This window comes from Labrys wisconsinensis, assembly GCF_030814995.1.
Taxonomy (GTDB): Bacteria; Pseudomonadota; Alphaproteobacteria; order Rhizobiales; family Labraceae; genus Labrys; species Labrys wisconsinensis.
Genome location: NZ_JAUSVX010000006.1, coordinates 227075 through 247964 on the forward strand (window position 1 = coordinate 227075; position 20890 = coordinate 247964).

Consider the following 20890-nt stretch of genomic DNA (forward strand, 5'->3'; position numbering starts at 1 on the left):
ATTGCGTTGCCGTCGCAATATCATGCTGTGAGACTGATCCTCGACACGGCGGCAATGGTAGCGGCGATCCGCAGTGATGCTGGCGCTTCGCGGAGGTTGCTGCAACTGGGCCTGCAGCGGCACGTGACGCTTTTGGTCTCGGTGCCGCTGATGATCGAGTACCAGGCTGTGATGACGCGTCCCGAGCATCTGAAGGCTTCGGGCCTGTCGGTAGAAGACGTGGACGTTCTGCTCGATGCCGTTGCAGCCATTGCAGAGCCGGTCCGTCTCGCCTTCCTCTGGCGACCTGCCGCTCAAGATCCGGACGACGACATGGTGCTGGAGGCTGCGGTGAACGGGCGTGCGGACGCGATCGTAAGTTTCAACATCCGCGATTTCAGCAAAGCGGTTCGACGCTTCGGCATCGAAGTTTTGATGCCAGGCGAGGCGTTGAAGCGAGTGGAGGCAGAGAGATGAGGAAAAGCAACTTCGCGCTGCGGCTTCAGCCGTCGCTCCTCGACGAAGCCAGGAAGGTGGCCGAGGCGGAGGGCGTTGCACTGAACCAGCTCATCAATGTGGCGGTTGCCGAGAAGCTGTCGGCGCTGCGCACCGAGTCCTATTTTCAAGAGCGTGCGGCCCGAGCCGATCCTTCGAAAGCGCTGGGCATTCTCGACCGCGCCGGCAAGGGCAATCCTGCTGTGAAAGGCGATGAGCGTCTCCCGTGAATCGTCGGAGCAGCGGTGAAGGGACGCCAGCTGCGATGCCGGGATGTCTGCCGTAGCGTCACGACGGACTCGTTGCATGAGAGGGCGATGTGCACGCCCCCCCTCACGCCGCCTTCGCCTGCCGGGGCGGGCCCATCAGGATCGGCTGGAACAGCACGGCGGCGGCCATGGTGCAGAGCAGGGACAGCGCCAGCAACTCGCCCATGCTCGACGTGCCGGGATGGTGCGAGAACCACAGGCTGCCGAAGGCGGCGGCCGTGGTCGCGGCGCTGAACAACACCGCCCGCGTCAAGCTGGAGGCGAGCAGGCTGCGCTCTCCGGCGCGCCAGGCCATGACGAAATAGACCTTGAAGGCGACGCCGACCCCGAGCAGCAGGGGCAGGGCGATGATGTTGGCGAAGTTGAGCGGCAGGTCGAGCAGCACCGTGAGCTCCAGCGTCACCACGCCGGCCAGCAGCAGCGGCACCAGGGTGAGCAGCACGTCGGTGACGCGTTTCAGCACGACGAACAGCAGGATGGTGATGCTGACGAGCGCCAGCGCGCCGGCCTGGAAGAAGGCCTGGACGATGGTCTCGCCGGCGTCCTGGATGGTGACGGGATAGCCGGTCGCGTCCGGCGCGGCGGCCCGCACCGCCGCGGCGAAGCGGCGCAGCGTGGCATTGTCGTTGGAATCGCCCTTGGCATAGACCTGAACCGCGGCCCGCCCGTCCGGCGTGGTCCAGTCGCCCCGGATGCTGGGCGGCAGGTTGTCCAGCGTCACGCGCGAAGCCTGCAGGCTGTCCTTGAGCTGCGCCAGCATCGGCGGCAGGCCGGCGAACAGGGCCTTCTGCAGCCGGGCGCGCGTCTCGGGCGTGGCCTCCGCCAGCTTGCCGAGCGCCGTGGCCAGCCGGCCGAGGGCGCCACCCTGGCCGCCGGGCACCTGCGCCGCCTGGCGCAGCGCCGCGGCGCTGTCGGCATCCGTGGGCGTGGGCACGGCCGGGGCGGCCAGCACCGGCTCCAGCGCCGCCGCGGCCTGGGCGATGGCCGCGAGCTTCTCGTCCTGATGGTCCGGCACGAAGGAGGCCAGCGTCACCGTGCGCCCGACCTCGGGCAGCTTCTCGAGCGTGGCGGCGGTCTCCTCGGCCGCCTGAAGGGTCGGGCGCAGGATCTGGATGGTCGCCGGGCTGGTGTCGGGATCGCGGGTGAGGTCGATGAAGGTCGAAACCGATTCCACCGCGGCGCTGCGCAGGTGGATCGGGTTGAAGTCGAAGCGGACATGCCAGAGCAGCGGCAGCCCGGCGAGCACCACCGCGAGCGTGCCGAACAGGATCGGCATGCGGTGACGGGCGGTGAAGCGGTCGACCGGCGCCAGGAACAGGAAGCCGACCGCGGCCGGCTCGCCGGCCGGCCGCAGCAGCCGGATCAGCGCCGGCAGCACGGTGATGCTGGTGACGAAGGCGACGATCATGCCGGTGCCGGCGATCAGGCCGAGCTCGGAGAGGCCGCGATAGGAGGTCGGCAGGAAGGAATAGAAGCCGGCCGCCACCGCCACCGCCGCCAGGGCGAGCGGCCGGCCGGCCTTGAGCGCCGCGTGGTGCAGCGCGGTGGTGAGGTCGTCGTCGAGGTGGCGCTCCTCGCGGTAGCGCACGCTGAACTGGATGCCGAAATCGACGCCCAGTCCGACGAACAGCACGGCGAAGGCGACCGAGATCAGGTTGAACGCGCCGACCATCAGGAGCCCGAGCGCGGCGGTGACCATGAGGCCGACGACGAGGCTGACCATCACCGCCAGGATGATGCGGCTCGAATGCAGCGCCAGCCAGAGGATGAACAGCACCACCAGGAGGGTGATCACGCCGTTGAGCTCGGCGCCTTCGGCGAGCGTGCCGAACTCCTCGTCGGCCATCGGCACGTCGCCGGTCAGGCGCACGGTCACGCCGTTCTCCGGCGTCAGGCCGAGGTCCCTTGCGGCGGCGCGGATCGTGTCGGTGGCGAGGTGGCCGGGCTGCAGATCGCTGAAATCGAGCACCGGGCGCACCAGGAGGAGGCGGCGCGTGCCGCTCTGGTCCTCCTGGCCTTCCGTCAGGCCGGCCCAGGAGAAGGTGCCGGCGCGGCCGGCAAGCCCGGCCTCGACGGCGTCGGCCATGGCGGCGAGCGGCTTCTCGTCCAGCGCGTCCTTGGGGATCTGCCCCGCCGCCAGGCCCATGCCGATGCCGGAGACGACATTGCCGAGGCCGCGCAGCGTCGGATCGGCCGCGAGCGGCCCCAGGAAGGCCTGCGAGCGCATCAGCGCCGCGACGATGCGGTTCACCTCGTCGGTCGGGAGGTAGAGCAGCCCGTTGCGCCGGAAGAACTCGCCGCCGCCGGCCTGGCGCACCAGGCGGATGGCGTCCGTCTTGGTCGACAGCCGGTCGCCGAGCGCGGTGGCGGCCGCATCCGCCTGGTCCGGCGTCCTGGCGTCGACGACCACGACGACCTCGGCGCTCAGATTGGGAAAGGCATCGTTGAAGGCCGCTTCGTGCCGGCGCCATTCCACGTCGGGGGAGATCAGGTCGCTCGAATTGGTGTTGATGCGAAAATGCGTCGCCGCATAGGCACCGGCGGCGAGGGCGACGAGGATGGAGAGGATCAGGGTGGCGACAGCATGGCGCACGCAAGCGCGTACGACCGAGAGAACCAGGCTTTCCACCATTTCGACGACACCCCCGACAACGGACCGAAGCGGCGGCACCGCTCGGGCGCCAGGACACTACACGCGAACATCTGCGGCAGCGACCCCGTGACGCGCCTTCCCGGCACGACGGCCGAAGGATTGCGCATATATGTCACGCCGGGCGGCAGAGCGCCGCAGCCGCCCGATTGCCGCCGCATTGCTGGCGGATGTCCGCAGCTCGCCGGCTAAGCCGCGGCGAAATTGCATCAAGTCCGCCCGCGTGAGACAGGTCGTGCCGATTCGCCGGTGGACTGTTCGGCGGGCGGTTGCTACCCTCGATATGACTGTTTGGGTGATAGGCTGTTGTCGATGAAGGTTATTCTCGCTACGCCTCGCGGGTTCTGTGCCGGCGTCATCCGGGCGATCGAAATCGTGGAGATCGCCCTGGAGAAATACGGGGCGCCGGTCTATGTGAGGCACGAGATCGTGCACAACCGCCACGTCGTCGAGAGCCTGGAGGCCAGGGGGGCGCGGTTCGTGGAGAACCTGGACGAGATCCCGCCCGGCGCTGTGACCATCTTCAGCGCGCACGGCGTATCGCAGGCCGTCGAGCAGGAAGCGCGCGAGCGCGGCCTCCCGGTGCTCGACGCCACCTGTCCGCTCGTCACGAAGGTGCACAACCAGGGCCGACGCTATGAGGGCCAGGGGCGGGCCGTGGTGCTGATCGGCCATGCCGGCCATCCCGAGGTCGAAGGCACGATGGGCCGCATGACCGGCGCGGTGCATCTGGTGCAGACCGTGGCCGACGTCGCGGCGCTCGACCTGCCGATCGACACGCCGCTCGCCTATGTCACCCAGACGACCCTCAGCATCGACGACACCCGCGCCATCATCACCGCGCTGGAGCGGCGTTTCAGCAACGTCGTCGGGCCGGACACCCGCGACATCTGCTATGCCACGCAGAATCGGCAATGGGCGGTACGCGAGCTCGCCAAGAGCGCCGACATCATCCTGGTGGTCGGCGCCCGCAACAGCTCCAACTCCAACCGGCTCCGGGAGATCGGCGAGGAGTGCGGGGTGCCGAGCTATCTGATCGCCGACGAGGCCGATCTCGACCGGGCCTGGCTGCGCGATGCGCGCAGCATCGGCCTCACCGCCGGCGCCTCGGCGCCCGAGGTGCTGATCGAGCGTGTCATCAACCGGCTGGGGGAATGGCAGAAGATCGATGTCTCGACGCTGGCCGGACGGGAGGAGCGCATCCAGTTCCGCCTGCCCGCCGAGCTGCTCGAGGCCTGACGGGGCGCCGCAGCGCTCCCTCGCACACAGGATGAGATAGCGTGGGCATTCCTTTCAACCAGATGGCGCGAATCGGCGCCTATATCCTCGGCAACGAGATCCGCGGCACCAAGCGCTATCCGCTGGTGCTGATGCTGGAGCCGCTGTTCCGCTGCAACCTCGCCTGCGCCGGCTGCGGCAAGATCGACTATCCCGCCGAGATCCTGAACCAGCGGCTCTCGGTGGCGGACTGCCTCGGCGCGGCCGAGGAATGTCCCGCTCCGGTGGTGGTCATTGCCGGCGGCGAGCCGTTGCTGCATCGCGAGCTGCCCGAGATCGTCGAGAAGCTGCTGGCCCGCGGCAAGTTCGTCACCGTCTGCACCAATGCGCTGCTGATGGAGAAGAAGCTCGGGCAGTACAAGCCGCACAAGAACTTCAACTGGTCCGTGCATCTCGACGGCGACAAGCCGATGCACGACAAGTCGGTCTGCCAGACCGGCGTCTACGACAAGGCGGTGGCTGCCGTCCGCGCCGGCAAGGCGGCGGGCTTCCGCGTCAACATCAACTGCACCCTGTTCAACGACGCCAAGCCCGAGCAGGTCGCGGCCTTCCTCGACACGCTGAAGCCGCTCGGCGTCGACGGCATCACCATCTCGCCCGGCTATGCCTATGAGCGGGCGCCGGACCAGCAGCACTTCCTCAACCGCAAGACCACCAAGACGCTGTTCCGCGAGGTGCTCAAGCGCGGGCGCGGCGGCCGCAACTGGGAGTTCTTCCAGTCCGGCCTGTTCCTGGATTTCCTCGCCGGCAACCAGACCTATCACTGCACGCCCTGGGGCAACCCGACCCGCACCGTGTTCGGCTGGCAGAAGCCCTGCTACCTCCTCGGCGAAGGCTATGCCAAGACCTTCAAGGAGCTGATGGAGACCACGGACTGGGACGCCTACGGCACCGGCAATTACGAGAAATGCGCCGACTGCATGGTGCACAGCGGCTTCGAGGCCACCGCGGTGAAGGATGCGGTCAAGCACCCGCTCAAGGCGCTCGCCGTGAGCCTGCGCGGGGCGCGGACCGAGGGCGAGATGGCGCCCGAGATCCCGCTCGACCGCCAGCGCCCGGCCGAGTTCGTGTTCTCACGGCACGTCCAGCACAAGCTGGAGGAGATCCGGACACGCAAGGCCGGGGCCGAGGTGCCGGCGGACGCGGCCGAGTGAGGCGAGGGCCCGCTGCGCCTGGCGCGCGGCGGCGATCAGCCCCGGCAATTGCCGGGGCGAGGCGGCCAGCGCCGCCAGCACGCCCGCGATATCGGGACGCCCGTCCGGCCTGAGGCCGGCGAGCGCGGCCGGCGGCAGGCTCGCCGCGGCCGGATCCGCCACGGCGCGGATCACGGCGAAGGGCAGGCCGCGGTCGGCGGCGATCTCCGCCACCACATGCGATTCCATGTCGACCGCCGCGGCGCCGCTCGCCGCAGCGAGGCTGCGCTTGGCCGCCGCCGTCGCGGCGGCCTCGTCGCGACCTGCCACGCCGGCGACGAGCGCTCCGGGGCAGGCCTGCGCCAGGGCGGCGAGCCAGGCGCTGTCTGCCTCGCGCCGGCTCGCCGGGCCGGCGACCCATGCGGCGAGCACCAGCGTGCCCGGCGCCAGCGCCGGATCGAGGCCGCCGGCGATGCCGAAGCTGACGAGGCCCGCGGCCCCGCCCTCGGCCAGCGCTGCGGTGAGCCGGGCGCGGGCGAGCTCGGCTCGGCCGCCGCCGCAGACCGCGAGGACGCCGGGGCCGCCGGCGAGGCGCGCCTCCGCCCGCATGCCGCAGAGGGCGATCACCCGCGGCGGGGAGGGCGGCGCAGCCTGCATCGATGCCTCGTCGGTCACATGCCGTGCAGCACTGCGGCGCCGTTGCCCTGCATCAGGTTGCGATAGCGCGACACCGCCCAGAGCGGGAAGAACTTGGCGTAGCCGTGGTAGCGCAGGTAGAACACGCGCGGGAAGCCGGTGCCGGTATAGGTCTCCTCCGGCCACAGCCCGTCCTGCCCCTGCCGCTCGACCAGCCAGGCGACGCCGCGGGCAACGGCGGGATGGTGCGTCTCGCCCGCCGCCATCAGGCCGAGCACGGCCCAGGCGGTCTGCGAGGCGGCGCTGGCGGCCTTCTCATAGCCGGCATAGTCGAGCCTGTAGCTGGCGCAGTCCTCGCCCCAGCCCCCGTCCGCGTTCTGGATCGAGACCAGCCAATCGACCGCGCGGCGCACCTCCGGCGCGGCCGGATCGACGCCGACGGCGTTGAGGCCGCACAGCACCGACCAGGTGCCGTAGACGTAGTTGACGCCCCAGCGCCCGTACCAGCTGCCGTCCTTCTCCTGGGTGTTCCGGAGATAGTCGAGCCCGCGGGCGACCGACCGGCTGCTGGCGGCGGTCTCGCCGAGCTGTCCGAGCATCGAGAGGCATCGCCCGGTCACGTCGGCGGTCGGCGGGTCGAGCAGGGCGCCGTGGTCCGAGAACGGGATGTGGTTGAGGTACTCGTAGTCGTTGTCGGCGTCGAAGGCGCCCCAGCCGCCGTTGCGGCTCTGCAGCCCCTCGACCCATTCGCGACCGCGCGCGATCGCCTCGGCATAGTTGCGATGGCCGGCGGCGGTCTGGGCCCGGTCCATGGCCATGACCACCACGGCGGTGTCGTCGAGGTCGGGATAATGGGCATTGGCGTATTGGAAGGCCCAGCCGCCGGGCCGGACGTCGGGCCGGATCTCGGCCCAGTCGCCCTTGACGTCAAGCACCTGGCGCGGCTGCAGCCAGGCGAGGCCGCGCTCGGCCTGGCGGACGGCCTCCTCGCCGCTCGATTCCAGCAGGGTGTGGCAGACCAGCGCCGTGTCCCAGACCGGCGAGACGCAGGGCTGGCAATAGGTCTCCGCCTCCTTGACCACCAGGAGCTTCTCGATCGAGTGCCGGGCGATGGTCAGGGCCGGATGGCCGGCGGGGTAGCCGAGCGCATCGAAGGCCATGACCGCATTGGCCATGGCGGGATAGATGGCGCCGAGCCCGTCCTCGCCGTTCAGCCGCTCCAGCACGAAGGCCTCGGCCTTGGCCATCGCCCGCTTGCGCGAGCCGGCGGGAAAGAGCGGCTCGACCACGCGCAGCACCCGGTCGATGCCGCCGAAGATCTGGGCGTAGGGCGCCTTCTGGTGCGGGCCCTTGGGCCAGTGCCGCACCTCGGCCGGCGGCACGGTGAAGAGCTCGGCGACGCCGACGCCGCGCGGGTTCTTCGCCTTGGGCTTCAGCGCCTGCAGGATCAGCAGCGGCACGATCACCGTGCGGGCCCAGTAGGAGATCTTGCTGAGGTGGAACGGGAACCAGCGCGGCAGCAGCATGATCTCCACCGGCATCACCGGCACGGCGCGCCAGGGCACGGCCTCGTAGAGCGCCAGCAGGATGCGGGTGAAGACATTGCTGCGCGCCGCCCCGCCATGGGCGAGGATCGCCTCGCGCGCCCGCCGCATATGCGGCAGGTCGGGGCCGTCGCCGATCATCTTCAGGGCGAAATAGGCCTTGACGCTGGCGCTGACGTCGAGCGCCCCGCCCTCGAACAGCGGCCAGCCGCCATGGGTGCCCTGGATGCGGCGCAGATACGCGGCGATCCCAGCCTCGAGCTTGAGGTCGTCGGGCTCGTGGCGATAGTGGCGCAGCAGGATGTATTCGGCCGGAATGGTCGCGTCCGCCTCCAGCTCGAACACCCAGTGGCCGTCCGCCTGCTGACGCGACAGCACGGCCTCGCTGCCGGCGCCGATGGCCCGGTCGAGCGCCGGCTGGGCCGGCCGCGCTGTCGTCTCAACCTCGGAAACCATGGTCATGCCTGGACAACCCCTCGCTACGCGGCCGCGACACCGGCGCGCCCGTCCGCCTGTTCGATGGCGTCCGCCGCGGTCATGCCCGAGCGGATCGCGCCTTCGATCGTCGCCGGCAGGCCGGTGGCAGTGTAGTCGCCGGCCAGCACCAGGTTGGACCAGCGCGTCGCCGCGTGCGGCCGCCGGGCCGCCTCGGCCGGCAGGGCGGCGAAGGTGGCGCGCCGCTCCTTGACGATCTGCCATGCCGGCAGGGTCGCTTTCAACCCCAGCGCTGCCTGGACGTCGCGCCAGAGCCGCTCCGCCAGCGCCTCGCGCGGCTCCTCGAGCAGCCGGTCGGCGCCGCTGGTGGTGGTCGAGATCCGGCCGGGATAGGCGAAGATCCATTCGGCCTCGCCGCCGACCACGCCGAGAAAGGGCGGCATGCCGGCCGGCGGCTCGAACAGGAAATGGCCGTTGACGATGGCGCGGTGCTGCACCGGCGTGGCGATGCCGGGCAGGAGCTGGGCTGCGACCGGGGCGGGCACGGCCAGCACCACGCGGTCGCCCGGTGCCAGCGCCACCGCGTCCTCGGCGAAGGCCAGCGCCGCAGCCCGGCCGCCGTCGAGGGTGAGGGCGCGCAGCCGGCTGCCGAAGCGGATCTGCGCCCCGTGCCGCGCCAGGAAGGCGAGGGCGGGCTCGACGAAGGCGGCCGAGAGGCCCTCGCGCGCCACCAGCGGGCGGCAGGCCTCGCCACCGCGCTCCAGCGTCTGGCGGATCACCGCGTCGGCGAGCCGGGCGCTCGCCGATGGCGGCTCGGTGTTGAGGGCCGCCAGCAGCAGGGGATGCCACAGCCGCTCGTAGAGCGGGCCGGTGCAGGCGATGACCTCGCCGATGCGCGCGTCCGGCCGGGCGAAGCGCAGGCGCAGCAGGGCGAGATAGTCGAGCGGCCGCGTTCCCGGCACGCGCCGGGAGGGATCGAGGATCCACCAGGGCAGCCGGCCGGGGCTGGGCCGGATCCGCCATGTCAGGCCGTCGCGGATGTCGACGAAGTCGAAGGCGGCCTCCGCCGGCCCGGCGAGCTGGTCGCGGGCGCCGATGCGGTCGAGATAGGCGAGGGCGGCGGCATTGCCGGAGAGGACGAGGTGATTGCCGTTGTCGATGGTGGTGCCGAGCGTCTGGTCGACATAGGAGCGGCAGCGCCCGCCTGCCTGCGGCGCCGCCTCGTGCAGGGTCACGGCGAAGCCGCGCTCGGCGAGCCTCGTGGCGGCGGACAGGCCGGCGAGGCCGGCGCCGACGACATGGACGGTGCCGGCCCGCATCAGAACAGGCCGTGGCGCAGGAGGAGGCCGATCAGGGTCAGGCGGCCGGGCCGCACGCGCGTGCGCGGCGGGGCGAAGCCACGCGCCTCCATGCCGTCCAGCAGGCGGGCATAGACGGCGCCCATCAGCCGCGGCGCCCGGGTCGCCGCCCGGGGCAGGCGTGCCACCACGGCCGCGGCCTCGCGGAAATGGTTCCGGGCCCGGGCGATCACCGGCTCGCAGGCCTTGGCCAGGGCGGGATGGGCGGCGACCTCGACCGGATCGCGGCTGGCGATGCCGGCGGCCTCCAGCGCCTCGCGCGGCAGGTAGAGGCGGCCGAGGCCGGCATCCTCGTCGATGTCGCGCAGGATGTTGGTGAGCTGCAGCGCCCGGCCGAGATGGTGAGCGAGAGCTGGGCTGTCGGCGCCGCCGATGCCGAAGATCGGGTTGGAGAGCCGCCCGACCGCGCTCGCCACCCGGTCGCAATAGAGGTCGAGCGTCGCCATGTCGGGGGCGCGGATATCGGCCTGCGCATCCATGGTCATCCCGTCGAGCAGGGCCGCGAAATCCTCCTGCCGCAGGCCGTAGCGCCGCACAACCGGCGCGACCGGGGCGAAGCGGCCGGGCGCGCCGCCGGCATAGAGCGCCTCGAGATCCTCCCGCCAGCGCCCGAGCTCGGCGAGGCGCTGGGCCGAGGTGCCGCCCTCGTCGGCGACGTCGTCGACCGCCCGGCACATGTCGTAGACGAGGTACATCGCCTCGCGCTGCTCGCGCGGCAGGATGCGCATCGCCGCATAGAAGGAGCTGCCCTTGGCGCGCGCGGCCGGGGGCGCCGGCATCGACATCTCGTTCATGTCGGCTGCCCGATCTCGGCCGCCCGCCGCCCGGGGCCGCGCAGGACCCGCTCGGCCAGCACGGCGGCGACCACGCCGAGGGCGCCGGCCTTGCCGATGTGCACGCGCTCGCTGATGGGATCGCGCCGCTCGATGAGCCCGACCAGCTTGCGGGCGAGACGATGGATCACCGCGACCTCCAGCGACAGCCGCCCGTCGCGGATGCCGGCCGGGAAGGCCTGCGCCTCGTCGAGCAGCCGGCCGGCGCGCTGGGCCAGGGCGGCGAGGCAGCGGCGCAAGGCCGGCGATGCGCGGTCGCCGCCGAGCGCGGCGACGTCGGCGCCGGCGGCGGACAGGGCGTCGAGCGGGATGTAGACGCGGTCGAGGGCCCGGAAATCCTTGCCGCAATCCTGCAGGTGGTTGATCACCTGCAGCGCCGCGCAGAGGGCATCGTTCGCCGGCCAGAGGGCCTGGCTTTCGCCGTGCAGATCGAGCACGTAGCGCCCGACCGGCATGGCCGACAGGCGGCAATAGTCGATCAGCTCGTCCCAGCTCGCATAGCGCGCCTTGCGCACGTCGAGGCGGAAGGCGTCGAGGAGGTCGAGCGCATGGCGCGGCGACAGGCCGCGGTCCTGCAGCACCGCCCGCAGCGCCCGTGCCGCCGGCTCGGCCTCGCTGCGGCCGGCGAGACCGGCTTCGAGCTGGTCGATGAGGCGCAGCTTCTCCTCCGGCGCCAGGGTGGCGTGGTCGGCGACGTCGTCCGCCGTGCGCACGAAGTTGTAGAAGGCCAGGATCGCCGGCCGGTGCCGCGGTGCGATCAGCCGCGAGGCGACGGGAAAATTCTCGTCGCCCGAGCCCTTGCCGGTCCTGGCGGAGGAAGCCGTGTCCATCATGCGTCCCGCGGCGCCTGCGCGCGTCCCTTCCACATGCCGCCCCGTCCTGCACGGTGCTGCAGCGCGGAGTCGACGGTGAAGCCCATGTAGCAAACGGCGATGACGGGCAAGAGGGGTCCCCACAGCCAGGAGCGGTCGTAGAAGCGCAGGGTCGGCACGAAGGCGAGCGCCATGGCGACCCAGGTCGCCAGCGCAACGTAGCGCGCCGGGGCCGGGCCGAACAAGGCGATTGCCGGCGGCGCGACATAGACCAGCAGCATGCCGAGGATCGTGCCGGCGAGCATGAGCGGCGAGTAGCGGAGCTGCGCATAGGCCGAGCGGGCGACCATGCGGCGGATATCCTCGAATCGTTCGGAAGCGCGGATGCTCGTCGCCCGGCCGGTCAGGCCGAGCCAGATCCGGCCGCCGCGGCGCTTGAGCTGGGCGGCGAGCGTGCAGTCGTCGATCAGGGCGCCGCGGATGGCGCCGATGCCCCCGATCCCGGCCAGGGCCTCGCGCCGCACCAGGACGCAGCCGCCTGCGGCCGCAGCTGTCCTCGCGCCGGCCTGGTTCACCCAGCGGAAGGGGTAGAGCATCTGGAAGAAGAAGATGAAGGCCGGGACGAGCATGCGTTCGGCCAGGCTCTCGCAGCGCAGCCTGGCCATCAGCGAGACCGCCGCGAGGCGCCCCGCCTCGGCGCGGATCACCATGGTCCTGAGGCAGTCCGGCGTGTAGACGATGTCGGCGTCGCTCAGCCAGAGATAGGCGGGGGCGTTCGCCTCGGCCGCGGCGATGCCCTGGCTGAGCGCCCAGAGCTTGCCGGTCCAGCCCCGCGCCAGCGGCGCGCCGGAAAGGATGGTCAGGCGTTCGCCCGCGCCCAGCGCCTGCGCAGCCGCCCGCGCCTGCTCCGCCGTGCCGTCCTCGCTGTTGTCGTCGGTCAGGACCACGCGGAACGGGCCGGGATAGTCCTGCGCCAGCAGCGACCCGACGGCACGGGCGATGACGTCGGCCTCGTTGCGGGCCGGCACGACAGCCACCACGGCGGGCCAGGCCGCGGGCGCCGCGCCGGCCGCCGGCTCGTCCCGCTCCGCCGCACGCCAGAAGCCGCCGCGCGCGGCGATGAGAACGATCCAGACCGCCGCCGCGAGGAGCGCCAGCACCATCATCGGCTCCGTCCTCCGCTCACCGGATATAGCCCGCCGACCGGAACCAGGCGACGGCGTCGGCCAGCGCCTCGCCGTAGGGGCGGGCGTGGTAGCCGAGCTCCCGGGTGGCCTTGGCCGAGGAATAGTACATCTTGTGGCGCGACATCCGGAGCGCGTCCAGGCTGACGAAGGGCTCGCGGCCGGTGAGGCGCGCCACGGCTTCCGCCGCGGCGGCGAGCGGCACCACCAGCCCGCGCGCCAGGCGGATGCGCGGCGGGCGGCGCCCGACCAGGGCCGCGATGTCGGCGAGCATGCGCGCCAGCGCCACGTCCTGCCCGCCGAGGACGTAGCGCTCGCCGATGCGGCCATGGTCGAGGGCGAGGAGATGGCCGCGGGCGACGTCGTCGACATGCACGAGGTTGAGGCCGGTGTCGACGAAGGCCGGCATTCGGCCCGAGGCCGCCTCGACCACCACGCGTCCCGTCGGGGTCGGCCGCACGTCGCGCGGGCCGATCGGCGTCGAGGGATTGACGATGACGGCCGGCAGGCCCTCGTCGCGGACCATGGCCTCGACCAGGCGTTCGGCCGCCACCTTGCTGCGCTTGTAGACGCCGACCGCGCCGGGCTCGTCGAGCGGACGGGTCTCGTCGCTCGGCTCCGTGCCGTGGGGCGGCGCCAGGGTGGCGACGCTGGAGGTATAGACCACGCGCTCCACGCCGGCGGCGAGGGCGGCGCGCATGACGGCCCCGGTCATGGCGAGGTTGTTGCGCCGGATCTCGTCGGGGTCGGGCGCCCAGAGGCGATAGTCGGCGGCGACGTGGAACAGGGCCCGGGCTCCCTGCATCGCCCGCCCGGCGACATCGGGGTCGCGCAGGTCGCCGGCGACCTCCTCGAAGCCGGTGCCCTCGAGGTTGCGGCGGGGCGAGGAGGCCCGGACGATGGCGCGCACGCGATGCCCCGCCCCGGACAGGAGACGAGCCACCGCGGAACCGACGAAACCGCCGGCCCCCGTCACGACCACCACCGACATCGCCGAAACCGCCCGCTCTCCGACCGTTGATATGCGCCGGCACAAGACGCCAGACCGCCCGGCCGGTCAAGCCGGGCGCGACGGCCCCGGACGAGTTGAGGCACGGCAGCAACGCTCGGCGGTTGGCTGCCCTCGAGGCGCGACGGCGCTGTTTGGGGGGCGGGTGCCATCGCGTGTGCCTTGACGGTTTCCCTGGCCCGGCCGCTGCTCTACAAGGGCGACGATTTCTCGCGGACCGATGTGGAGGCAGCGGTTTGACCAGGCAGCGCGCCGACCTCCTGCTCGTGGAGCGGGGCTATTTCGACAGCCGGGCTCGCGCCCAGGCCGCCATCGCCGCCGGCCTGGTGACGGCGGGCGGCGCGGTGGTGCGCAAGGCCTCGGAAGCGATCGCGCCCGATGCCGAGATCACCGCCGCGGCGGCCCATCCCTGGGTGTCGCGCGGCGGCGTCAAGCTCGCCCATGCGCTGGAGACCTTCGCCATCCCGGTCGAGGACCGCATCGCCCTCGACGTCGGCGCCTCCACCGGCGGCTTCTCCCAGGTGCTGCTGGAGCGCGGCGCGGCACGCGTCTACGCGGTCGATTCCGGCCACGGCCAGCTGCATCCGGCGCTGCGCCGGGCGCCCTGCCTGGTGTCGCTGGAAGGCGTCGACGCCCGCCGGCTCAGCCGCGCCCTGGTGCCGGACGCAGTCGACCTCGTGGTCATCGACGTCAGCTTCATCTCGCTCACCCTGGTGCTGCAGGCCGCCCTCAACCTCGCCGCGCCGGCCGCCGATCTCGTCGCCCTGGTCAAGCCGCAGTTCGAGGCCGGCCGCGAGCATGTCGGCAAGGGCGGCATCGTCCGCGAGGAGGCGGTGCACCATCTCGTCTGCGAACGCATCGTCGCCCATGTCGCGAGCCTCGGCTGGCGCGTGCGCGACGTCGTGCCGTCCCCCATTGCCGGCGGCGATGGCAACCGTGAATTCCTGCTGGCGGCGGACCGGCGGCCATGACCGCGACGCTCACCATCGAGCGGCTCGGCCATCGCGGCGACGGCGTCGCCCGCGGCCCGGTGTTCATCGCCTATGCCCTGCCCGGCGAGATCGTCGAGGCCGAGGTCCAGGGCGAGCGCGGCCGTCTCCTGGCGCTGCAGAGCGCCAGTCCGGACCGCATCGCTCCCTTCTGCCCGCATTTCACCGTCTGCGGCGGCTGCGCCGTCCAGCACCTGGCCGAGTCGGCCTACCGCGCCTGGAAGCGCGGGCTGGTCGTCGAGGCGCTGGCGCAGGCCCATGTCGAGGCGCCGGTGGCCGAGCTGGTCGACGCCCACGGCGCCGGGCGGCGGCGCGTCGTGCTGCACGCGCGCGCGGGCCGGCTCGGCTTCGCCGAGGCGCGCGCCCATGCCATCGTCGACCTCGATGCCTGCCCGATTCTGGTGCCGGCGCTCAACGCCGCGCTCCCGGCGGCCCGGGCGCTCGAGAAGCAGCTGCGTGGCCTCGGCAAGCCGCTCGACTTCGCCCTCACCGCCACATCGACCGGCATCGACTGCGACATCCGCGGCGCCGGCCGGGTGGACGAGCGGATGCGGCTGCGCCTCGCCGAGCTCGCCGCCGATTTCGACCTGGCGCGGCTCGCCATCCACGGCGACGTGGTGGTGGAGCGCCGGGCGCCGCTGGTGCGCTTCGGCCGGGCCGAGGTCGCCCCGCCGCCCGGCGCCTTCCTGCAGGCGACGGGCGCCGCGGACGAGGCCCTCTCGGCCCTGGTGCGCCAGGGCCTCGCCGGCGCCCGGCGCGTCGTCGATCTCTTCTCGGGCTGCGGCACCTTCGCCCTGGCCCTGGCCGACATGGCGGCGATCGAGGCCTATGACTCCGACAAGCCGGCCGTCGCCGCGCTGGATCGGGCCGCCAGGCGCACGCCCGGCCTCAAGCCGGCGCGGGCCCTGGCCCGCGACCTCTTCCACCGTCCACTGCTGCCCGACGAGCTCCAGCCCTTCGACGCCGCCGTGTTCGATCCGCCGCGCGTCGGTGCGCTGGAGCAGGTCAGGCGCCTGGCCGGCGCGCGGCTGAAGCGGATCGTCGGGGTCTCCTGCAACCCCGCGACCTTCGCCCGCGACGCGGCGATCCTGATCGCCGGCGGCTTTCGCCTGAGCGCCGTCACGCCGGTCGACCAGTTCCGCCATTCCGCGCATGTGGAGCTGGTCGGCGTCTTCCAGCGCTGAGCGTCACCCTGCCGGGAGCGTGAACAGCTCTGCCCGGGGCGCCGACGGCATGCGCCGCATGCTCAGCCGCGCGGCCCGCCCTTCCTGGCGGCCTGGGCCAGCACGCCCATGCGGGTCAGATCGTCCAGCGTGATGTCCATGGACACGCCGCTCCGCCCGAAGATGCGGCGGGATTCCTGATGCACGTCGATCGGCTCGTATTCGTCCACGATGCGGCGGATCAGCTTGTTGATTTCATCCGCATAGACGCGTGGGCGAAGAACCGGATGGTACTGCATGGTTTGCCTCCCAGGATTTCTTGTGGGTCATCCCCAGGCGGCCGGCAATATAGGGAAAATCGGGCCGGATTGCGAGTCTGTTCCATTGCTTCCGGAACAGCTCGAAACTGTTCCGGAATGAGCGGATGTAACAGAATTGCCGGCAAATCATCAGACGATATCGAAGCTGCAGCGCTCCGATTTCGCGCGGGCCCGCGGCGGCGAGGGGGCAAATCCCTGTCGGCGACGTTGGGGGAGGCCACACCTTCTGGAGGGTTTTCGGAGAAAGGCTTCGATCGCCATGACGTCGGCGCCCGTTACCGTGCCGCGCCGTTCTCGTTGTCGGGGATGGCGCGGCCCGCCGGGATGTTCATCTCGGCGAGGTCCCTGAGCGTGGTATCGATGGTGACGCCGCTGCAGCCGAAAATCCGCCGGGATTCGGCGTGCAGGTCGACATGCGCCTCCTCGGCTGCAACGCGCCGAATCAGCTTGTCGATCTCCTCTGCATAGAGGCGCGGACGAAGCTCAGGATATTTGCGCATCGCCGCTCTCCCCTGTCTCTCGGGGCTGAATCTGGCAGGCGATTTTGGCATTAGTTGGGACGTTCGAAAATTATTGGGGCCTCCATGGAGTTGTTCTAGGAAGCACAGAAACATGACTTTACATTGTTGTGACACTCTCGTGACAAATCTGGGACGATCCTGCCTTGCGGACGGCCGCTCGGTTTCGCAGGGCGCAAGCCGCGACATGCAGCGGCTTGATCAAGGCGCCCGGCTTTGCCACAACGGCGCATGCTCACAGACGATCTCCTCGCCCGCTTCGCCGCCATCGTCGGCGCCCCGCACGCGCTGACCGATCCTGCCGACCAGCAGCCCTATCTCGTGGAATGGCGCGACAAATATCGCGGCCGCACGCCGCTCGTGCTGCGTCCGGGCGCGGTGGAGGAGGTTGCCGCCATCCTCAAGCTCGCCCACGAGACCGGCACGCCCGTCGTGCCGCAGGGCGGCAATACCGGGCTGGTCGGCGGCCAGATCCCGCACGAGACCGGGGCGGAGATCCTCGTCTCCCTCAAGCGCCTCGACCGCGTCCGCGCCGTCGATCCCGAGAACGACACCATGGACGTGGAGGCGGGCGTGACCCTGCAGCGCGCCCAGGAGGCGGCCGAGGCGGCGGGGCGGCTGTTCCCGCTGTCGCTGGCCTCCGAGGGAAGCTGCACCATCGGCGGCAACATCTCCACCAATGCCGGCGGCACGGCGGTGATCGCATATGGCAACACGCGCGACCTCGTGCTCGGGCTCGAGGTGGTGCTGGCCGACGGGCGGATCTGGCACGGCATGCGCCATCTGCGCAAGGACAACACCGGCTACGACCTGAAGAACCTGTTCATCGGCGCCGAGGGCACGCTCGGCGTGGTCACGGCGGCGGTGGTGAAGCTGTTCGCCCGGCCGCGCTCGGTGGTGACCGCCTTCGTCGGCGTGCCGGATCCGGCCGCGGCGCTGGCCCTGCTGCATCGGGCGCGGGCGGCCGGCGGCGGCACCGTGACCTCGTTCGAGCTGCTGCCGCGCCGCGCCGTCGAGTTCGTCACCCGCCACGACCCCGCCTCGCGCGATCCCCTGGCCGAGCCGCACGCCTGGTACGTGCTGGTCGAGATCTCGTCCACCGCGGCCGGCGGCGGCACCGAGGCGCTGGAGGCCGTGCTCGCCGACGCGCTGGAGCAGGGCATCGTCGAGGACGCGGCGATCGCCGCCTCGCAGGCCCAGGCCCAGAGCTTCTGGCGCCTGCGCGAGATGCTGTCGGAAGTGCAGCGCCACGAGGGCGGCTCGATCAAGCACGACATCTCCGTGCCGGTGCGGCTGGTGCCGCTCTTCCTGGAGAAGGCGCTGCCCGTCATCGAGGGCCTGGTGCCGGGCTGCCGGCCCTTGCCCTTCGGCCATCTCGGCGACGGCAACCTGCATCTCAACGTCTCCCAGCCCGTGGGCATGGACAAGGCGGCCTACATGGCCCGCGGCGAAGAGATGAACGCCGCCGTCCACGCCATCGTCACCGAGCTCGGCGGCTCGATCTCGGCCGAGCACGGCATCGGCCGCGCCAAGCGCGCCCTGCTGCCCGGGGTGAAGGACCCGGTCGAGCTGTCGTTGATGCGGGCGATCAAGGCGACGCTCGATCCCCAGGGCATCCTCAACCCCGGGAAGGTGCTGTGATGCTGGACATCGCCGAGATCGCCGACGCCGACATCGAAGCGGTGGTCGACCTGTGGGCCCGCGCCGGCCTGACGCGGCCCTGGAACGATCCGCGCGACGATATCGCCTTCGCTCGCTCCTCCGGCCACGGCACCGTCCTGGTCGGGCGGGAGGAGGGGGCCATCGTCGCCGGCGTCATGGTCGGCCATGACGGCCATCGTGGCGCGGTCTACTATGTCGGCGTCGCACCGGACACCGCCGGCCGGGGCCATGGCCGTGCCATCATGGCCGCCGCCGAGGCCTGGCTGAAGGCCCGCGGCGTGTGGAAGCTGAACCTGCTGGTGCGCGCCGGCAATGAGAAGGTCATCGGCTTCTACGAGACGCTGGGCTTCAACGTCCAGGACCGCATCGCCATGGAGAAATGGCTCGACGAGAGCCGGCGGCCGAAGTGACGCAGGGCTAAAGCGCTTTGCGATTTGGCGGACTCGCCAAGCATCGCAAAGACGCCTCGAAACAAGGAGCTGGAGCAAGGCAGCGTTTCCGTCCAAACGCTGCGTTGCTCTAGAACAGGCTGCCCTGGCCGTCATCGGCCTTGCGGCTCTTCTCCGGCGGCAGCGGGGCGGCCTCGACCCGCTGCTGCAGCGACGGATCGTCGTTCGCCACGCTGTTGACGCCGGTGCCGACCGGTATCAGCTCGAGCGCCGCCTCGGCGGGCGGCCTCAGCATGGCTTCCGCTTCGTCCAGGGGCAGCGCCGGGTCGAGCCAGCGGGCGACGGCCTCCTGCGACAGCAGCATCACCGGGCTGCGCTCGTGCACGGCGGCGAGCGTGCCGTTGGCATGGGTGGTCATGATGGCCACGGTGTCGATCTCGCTGCCGTCGGGGCTCGACCAGGTCTCGTGGATCGCCGCGAAGGCGAACACGGCCCGGTCCGGCCGGCGGATCAGGAAGGGCCGCTTTACCCGGCCCGCGGCCTGCCACTCGTAGAAGCCGTCGGCGGGCATCAGGCAGCGCCGGCGCAGGAAGGCGGCGCGGAAGGAAGCCTTCTCCCGCGCGGTCTCCGAGCGGACATTGATGACGAGCGGATACTCCTTCGGGTCCTTGACGAAGCCGGGGATGAAGCCCCAGCGCATCAGGACGAAGCGCCGCTCGCCCTGGTCCAGCGTCACCACGGCGACGGGCTGGGTCGGGGCGATGTTGTAGCGTGGCGGGAAGTTCGGCTGGTCGCGATAGGCGAACCAGGCGCGCACATGCTCGGGGGTCTGCGTCAGGGCGAAGCGGCCGCACATGCCCTGCTTAGACAGTCGCCGGGCCGGTCGCGTCAAGACCGGCGCGCGAGGCGCCTTAACCCCGCGGCAAGGGGCCGCCGCTAGGCTCGGGGAAACGGGGCGTCCTGACGAGGGGCCGGAGTGGCGGACTGTCTGTTCGAGGCGAGCGGCGCGACGGAGGGCGGGCGAATCCCGTCGGCGCGGGAGCTCGCCGCCGCCAACATCAATCCGGCGACCGGGCTCGCCACCGATTACCTCAACCATTTCAACGAGATCACCATGCTGATCGGCCTCGTCGCCGACATGCCGGAGATGATCGACGAGGTCAGGCAATGGCGGCCCGCCGGCTATGAGCAGCATTTCGAGCGCTCCGGCTTCACCGGCCGGGCGCTCGCCATCGCCGCCTACCGGACGGCGCGCCCGGCCGTCCGCCGCGCCTTCGAGGAGGCGATCGCCGCCTTCGACCGGGCGATCCTCGCCCTGATCGCGCGGCTCGAGGCCGCCGCTCCCGAGCGCTATGGCGAGATCGCCGGGGAGGCGGAGACCGTGCTGCCTCCTCTGATGGCGCGCGCCTCGGGCATCATCCACGGCGTCGAGGTCGACACCGAGATCCTCGCCGCCGACACCGGCCAGGCGGCCGTGGACGTGCTGTTCGCCTGACCAAGGACGCCCGCGCTCAGAACCGCGTGGTGAGCGTGGTCAGCCAGTCCGGCGAGGCGGCGACCAGCCAGGCCTCGAGGCGCCGGTCGAGGCCGACGATCACCGCGCCGCCCATCGCCACCAGCGTGAGGCCGAACAGGCCGCGCAGGCCCGCGCCCGGCCCGGCGAGGCGGCCGCGCCAGCGCATCAGGGCGCGCCGCGACAGCGAGCCGAGCAGCATGAGGGGGGCGGCCGCGCCCAGGCCGAACAGCGCCATGGTCAGGGCGACCTCGGCCAGGTCCTGCCCGCGGGCGGCGAGGACGGACGCCGCGCCCAGGGTCGGGCCGACGCAGGGGCTCCACACGATGCCGAGCAGCAGGCCGACCATGAGCTGGCCGAGCCAGCCTTGCCGCGGCCAGCGGACGAGATGCTCCTGCGCCCAGTTGCCGAGCGGCCCGCCCGCGGCGGCGAGCCCGGCCTGCAGGGGCGGGGCCAGCAGCACCAGGCCGAACCCGGCCATCGCCGCGGCGGCCAGCATGCGCAGCGGTCCCTCCTCGATGCCGACGGCATAGCCGATGGTGGCCGCGAAGAGGCCGATGCCGACGAAGGAGAGGGCGAGGCCGCAGGCGAGCGCCGCCGGGCCGAGCCGGTGCTCCTCCGCGGCCGTGCCCAGCACGATCGGTAGCAGCGGCAGCACGCAGGGCGAGAGCGTCGACAGCACGCCCGCCAGCAGCGCCAGGCCGGGGCCGGTGCGCATGGA

The 20890-nt window shown here is 71.7% G+C and carries 21 protein-coding genes; 9 read left to right on the forward strand and 12 right to left on the reverse strand.

Translation table 11 applies throughout. From position 1 onward, the window contains the following. Positions 1-27: 27 nt before the first annotated feature. The gene (locus QO011_RS17880) at positions 28-456 is read left to right on the forward strand and encodes a putative toxin-antitoxin system toxin component, PIN family (protein WP_307274642.1); all 429 of its coding nucleotides are present in this window, start codon (positions 28-30) and stop codon (positions 454-456) included. After that, complete coding sequence (locus QO011_RS17885; RefSeq protein WP_307274643.1) at positions 453-704, forward strand: toxin-antitoxin system HicB family antitoxin; 252 nt, start codon at positions 453-455, stop codon at positions 702-704. The genes QO011_RS17880 and QO011_RS17885 overlap by 4 nt, the downstream gene beginning before the upstream one ends. 103 nt (positions 705-807) lie before the next feature. Here QO011_RS17885 and hpnN read toward each other — a convergent pair whose 3' ends face one another. Then, positions 808-3375 carry a hopanoid transporter HpnN gene (gene hpnN / locus QO011_RS17890; RefSeq protein ID WP_307274645.1) on the reverse strand — a complete coding sequence of 856 codons (2568 nt, stop codon included), beginning with the start codon at positions 3373-3375 and terminating at the stop codon, positions 808-810. Positions 3376-3705: 330 nt separating this feature from the next. Here hpnN and ispH point away from each other — a divergent pair, with 330 nt between their 5' ends. Continuing rightward, complete coding sequence (gene ispH, locus QO011_RS17895) at positions 3706-4632, forward strand: 4-hydroxy-3-methylbut-2-enyl diphosphate reductase (protein WP_307274647.1); 927 nt, start codon at positions 3706-3708, stop codon at positions 4630-4632. A 41-nt stretch (positions 4633-4673) separates the two neighbouring features. After that, entirely contained in the window at positions 4674-5825 is a 1152-nt protein-coding gene (gene hpnH / locus QO011_RS17900; RefSeq protein ID WP_307274648.1) for an adenosyl-hopene transferase HpnH, read from the forward strand. Here the strand turns inward: hpnH and QO011_RS17905 are convergent. The 7 genes from QO011_RS17905 to hpnA are packed head-to-tail and all read right to left on the reverse strand — an operon-like array spanning position 5745 to position 13597. Next, positions 5745-6461 carry a phosphorylase family protein gene (locus tag QO011_RS17905; protein WP_307274649.1) on the reverse strand — a complete coding sequence of 239 codons (717 nt, stop codon included), beginning with the start codon at positions 6459-6461 and terminating at the stop codon, positions 5745-5747. The two genes, hpnH and QO011_RS17905, sit on opposite strands and share 81 nt — an antisense overlap. 14 nt (positions 6462-6475) lie before the next feature. Next, positions 6476-8446 (reverse strand): squalene--hopene cyclase, encoded by a 1971-nt coding sequence (gene shc, locus QO011_RS17910; protein WP_307274651.1) that lies wholly within the window; start codon positions 8444-8446, stop codon positions 6476-6478. Between the two features lie 17 nt (positions 8447-8463). Further along, on the reverse strand, positions 8464-9738 hold the full coding sequence (gene hpnE / locus QO011_RS17915; RefSeq protein ID WP_307274653.1) for a hydroxysqualene dehydroxylase HpnE: 1275 nt from the start codon (positions 9736-9738) through the stop codon (positions 8464-8466). Next, complete coding sequence (hpnD, locus tag QO011_RS17920) at positions 9738-10571, reverse strand: presqualene diphosphate synthase HpnD (RefSeq protein ID WP_370881976.1); 834 nt, start codon at positions 10569-10571, stop codon at positions 9738-9740. Before hpnD ends, hpnE begins: the two co-directional genes overlap by 1 nt. After that, on the reverse strand, positions 10568-11440 hold the full coding sequence (hpnC, locus tag QO011_RS17925; RefSeq protein WP_307274655.1) for a squalene synthase HpnC: 873 nt from the start codon (positions 11438-11440) through the stop codon (positions 10568-10570). The genes hpnD and hpnC overlap by 4 nt, the downstream gene beginning before the upstream one ends. Further along, on the reverse strand, positions 11440-12585 hold the full coding sequence (locus QO011_RS17930) for a glycosyltransferase (RefSeq protein WP_307274657.1): 1146 nt from the start codon (positions 12583-12585) through the stop codon (positions 11440-11442). Before QO011_RS17930 ends, hpnC begins: the two co-directional genes overlap by 1 nt. Before the next feature lie 19 nt (positions 12586-12604). Further along, positions 12605-13597 carry a hopanoid-associated sugar epimerase gene (gene hpnA, locus QO011_RS17935; RefSeq protein WP_307274659.1) on the reverse strand — a complete coding sequence of 331 codons (993 nt, stop codon included), beginning with the start codon at positions 13595-13597 and terminating at the stop codon, positions 12605-12607. A 254-nt stretch (positions 13598-13851) separates the two neighbouring features. Between hpnA and QO011_RS17940 the strand changes: the two genes are divergently transcribed. Both QO011_RS17940 and QO011_RS17945 read left to right on the forward strand, forming a co-directional pair. Then, entirely contained in the window at positions 13852-14586 is a 735-nt protein-coding gene (locus QO011_RS17940; RefSeq protein WP_307274661.1) for a TlyA family RNA methyltransferase, read from the forward strand. Further along, positions 14583-15788: a class I SAM-dependent RNA methyltransferase gene (locus tag QO011_RS17945; RefSeq protein WP_307274663.1), complete on the forward strand. Its 1206-nt coding sequence runs from the start codon at positions 14583-14585 to the stop codon at positions 15786-15788. Before QO011_RS17940 ends, QO011_RS17945 begins: the two co-directional genes overlap by 4 nt. Positions 15789-15850: 62 nt before the next feature. On the opposite strand, the gene QO011_RS17950 is transcribed toward QO011_RS17945, so the two are convergent. Then, positions 15851-16066 carry a hypothetical protein gene (locus QO011_RS17950; protein WP_307274665.1) on the reverse strand — a complete coding sequence of 72 codons (216 nt, stop codon included), beginning with the start codon at positions 16064-16066 and terminating at the stop codon, positions 15851-15853. A gap of 296 nt (positions 16067-16362) precedes the next feature. Beyond that, positions 16363-16587: a hypothetical protein gene (locus QO011_RS17955; protein WP_307274666.1), complete on the reverse strand. Its 225-nt coding sequence runs from the start codon at positions 16585-16587 to the stop codon at positions 16363-16365. Positions 16588-16836: 249 nt separating this feature from the next. Between QO011_RS17955 and QO011_RS17960 the strand changes: the two genes are divergently transcribed. Together QO011_RS17960 and QO011_RS17965 are read left to right on the forward strand one after the other, a co-directional pair. Next, positions 16837-18246 (forward strand): FAD-binding oxidoreductase, encoded by a 1410-nt coding sequence (locus tag QO011_RS17960; protein ID WP_307274668.1) that lies wholly within the window; start codon positions 16837-16839, stop codon positions 18244-18246. Continuing rightward, entirely contained in the window at positions 18246-18677 is a 432-nt protein-coding gene (locus QO011_RS17965; RefSeq protein WP_307274671.1) for a GNAT family acetyltransferase, read from the forward strand. Before QO011_RS17960 ends, QO011_RS17965 begins: the two co-directional genes overlap by 1 nt. A 109-nt stretch (positions 18678-18786) precedes the next feature. On the opposite strand, the gene QO011_RS17970 is transcribed toward QO011_RS17965, so the two are convergent. Beyond that, complete coding sequence (locus QO011_RS17970) at positions 18787-19512, reverse strand: SOS response-associated peptidase (protein ID WP_307274673.1); 726 nt, start codon at positions 19510-19512, stop codon at positions 18787-18789. Positions 19513-19632: 120 nt separating this feature from the next. On the opposite strand from QO011_RS17970, the gene QO011_RS17975 reads away from it, so the two are divergent. After that, on the forward strand, positions 19633-20151 hold the full coding sequence (locus QO011_RS17975; protein ID WP_307274675.1) for a hypothetical protein: 519 nt from the start codon (positions 19633-19635) through the stop codon (positions 20149-20151). Positions 20152-20167: 16 nt separating this feature from the next. Here the strand turns inward: QO011_RS17975 and QO011_RS17980 are convergent, their stop codons facing one another. Beyond that, positions 20168-20887: a cytochrome c biogenesis CcdA family protein gene (locus tag QO011_RS17980; protein WP_307274677.1), complete on the reverse strand. Its 720-nt coding sequence runs from the start codon at positions 20885-20887 to the stop codon at positions 20168-20170. Positions 20888-20890 lie beyond the last annotated feature (3 nt).

Coding starts and splice junctions, on each gene's coding strand:
- shc (WP_307274651.1), bottom strand. CDS start 8,446: ATGACCATGGTTTCCGAGGTTGAGACGACAGCGCGGCCGGCCCAGCCG.
- hpnC (WP_307274655.1), bottom strand. CDS start 11,440: ATGGACACGGCTTCCTCCGCCAGGACCGGCAAGGGCTCGGGCGACGAG.
- QO011_RS17965 (WP_307274671.1), top strand. CDS start 18,246: ATGCTGGACATCGCCGAGATCGCCGACGCCGACATCGAAGCGGTGGTC.
- QO011_RS17950 (WP_307274665.1), bottom strand. CDS start 16,066: ATGCAGTACCATCCGGTTCTTCGCCCACGCGTCTATGCGGATGAAATC.
- QO011_RS17885 (WP_307274643.1), top strand. CDS start 453: ATGAGGAAAAGCAACTTCGCGCTGCGGCTTCAGCCGTCGCTCCTCGAC.
- ispH (WP_307274647.1), top strand. CDS start 3,706: ATGAAGGTTATTCTCGCTACGCCTCGCGGGTTCTGTGCCGGCGTCATC.
- hpnA (WP_307274659.1), bottom strand. CDS start 13,597: ATGTCGGTGGTGGTCGTGACGGGGGCCGGCGGTTTCGTCGGTTCCGCG.
- QO011_RS17980 (WP_307274677.1), bottom strand. CDS start 20,887: ATGCGCACCGGCCCCGGCCTGGCGCTGCTGGCGGGCGTGCTGTCGACG.
- QO011_RS17945 (WP_307274663.1), top strand. CDS start 14,583: ATGACCGCGACGCTCACCATCGAGCGGCTCGGCCATCGCGGCGACGGC.
- QO011_RS17905 (WP_307274649.1), bottom strand. CDS start 6,461: ATGCAGGCTGCGCCGCCCTCCCCGCCGCGGGTGATCGCCCTCTGCGGC.
- QO011_RS17930 (WP_307274657.1), bottom strand. CDS start 12,585: ATGGTGCTGGCGCTCCTCGCGGCGGCGGTCTGGATCGTTCTCATCGCC.
- QO011_RS17955 (WP_307274666.1), bottom strand. CDS start 16,587: ATGCGCAAATATCCTGAGCTTCGTCCGCGCCTCTATGCAGAGGAGATC.
- hpnN (WP_307274645.1), bottom strand. CDS start 3,375: ATGGTGGAAAGCCTGGTTCTCTCGGTCGTACGCGCTTGCGTGCGCCAT.
- hpnE (WP_307274653.1), bottom strand. CDS start 9,738: ATGCGGGCCGGCACCGTCCATGTCGTCGGCGCCGGCCTCGCCGGCCTG.
- QO011_RS17970 (WP_307274673.1), bottom strand. CDS start 19,512: ATGTGCGGCCGCTTCGCCCTGACGCAGACCCCCGAGCATGTGCGCGCC.
- hpnD (WP_370881976.1), bottom strand. CDS start 10,571: ATGAACGAGATGTCGATGCCGGCGCCCCCGGCCGCGCGCGCCAAGGGC.
- QO011_RS17960 (WP_307274668.1), top strand. CDS start 16,837: ATGCTCACAGACGATCTCCTCGCCCGCTTCGCCGCCATCGTCGGCGCC.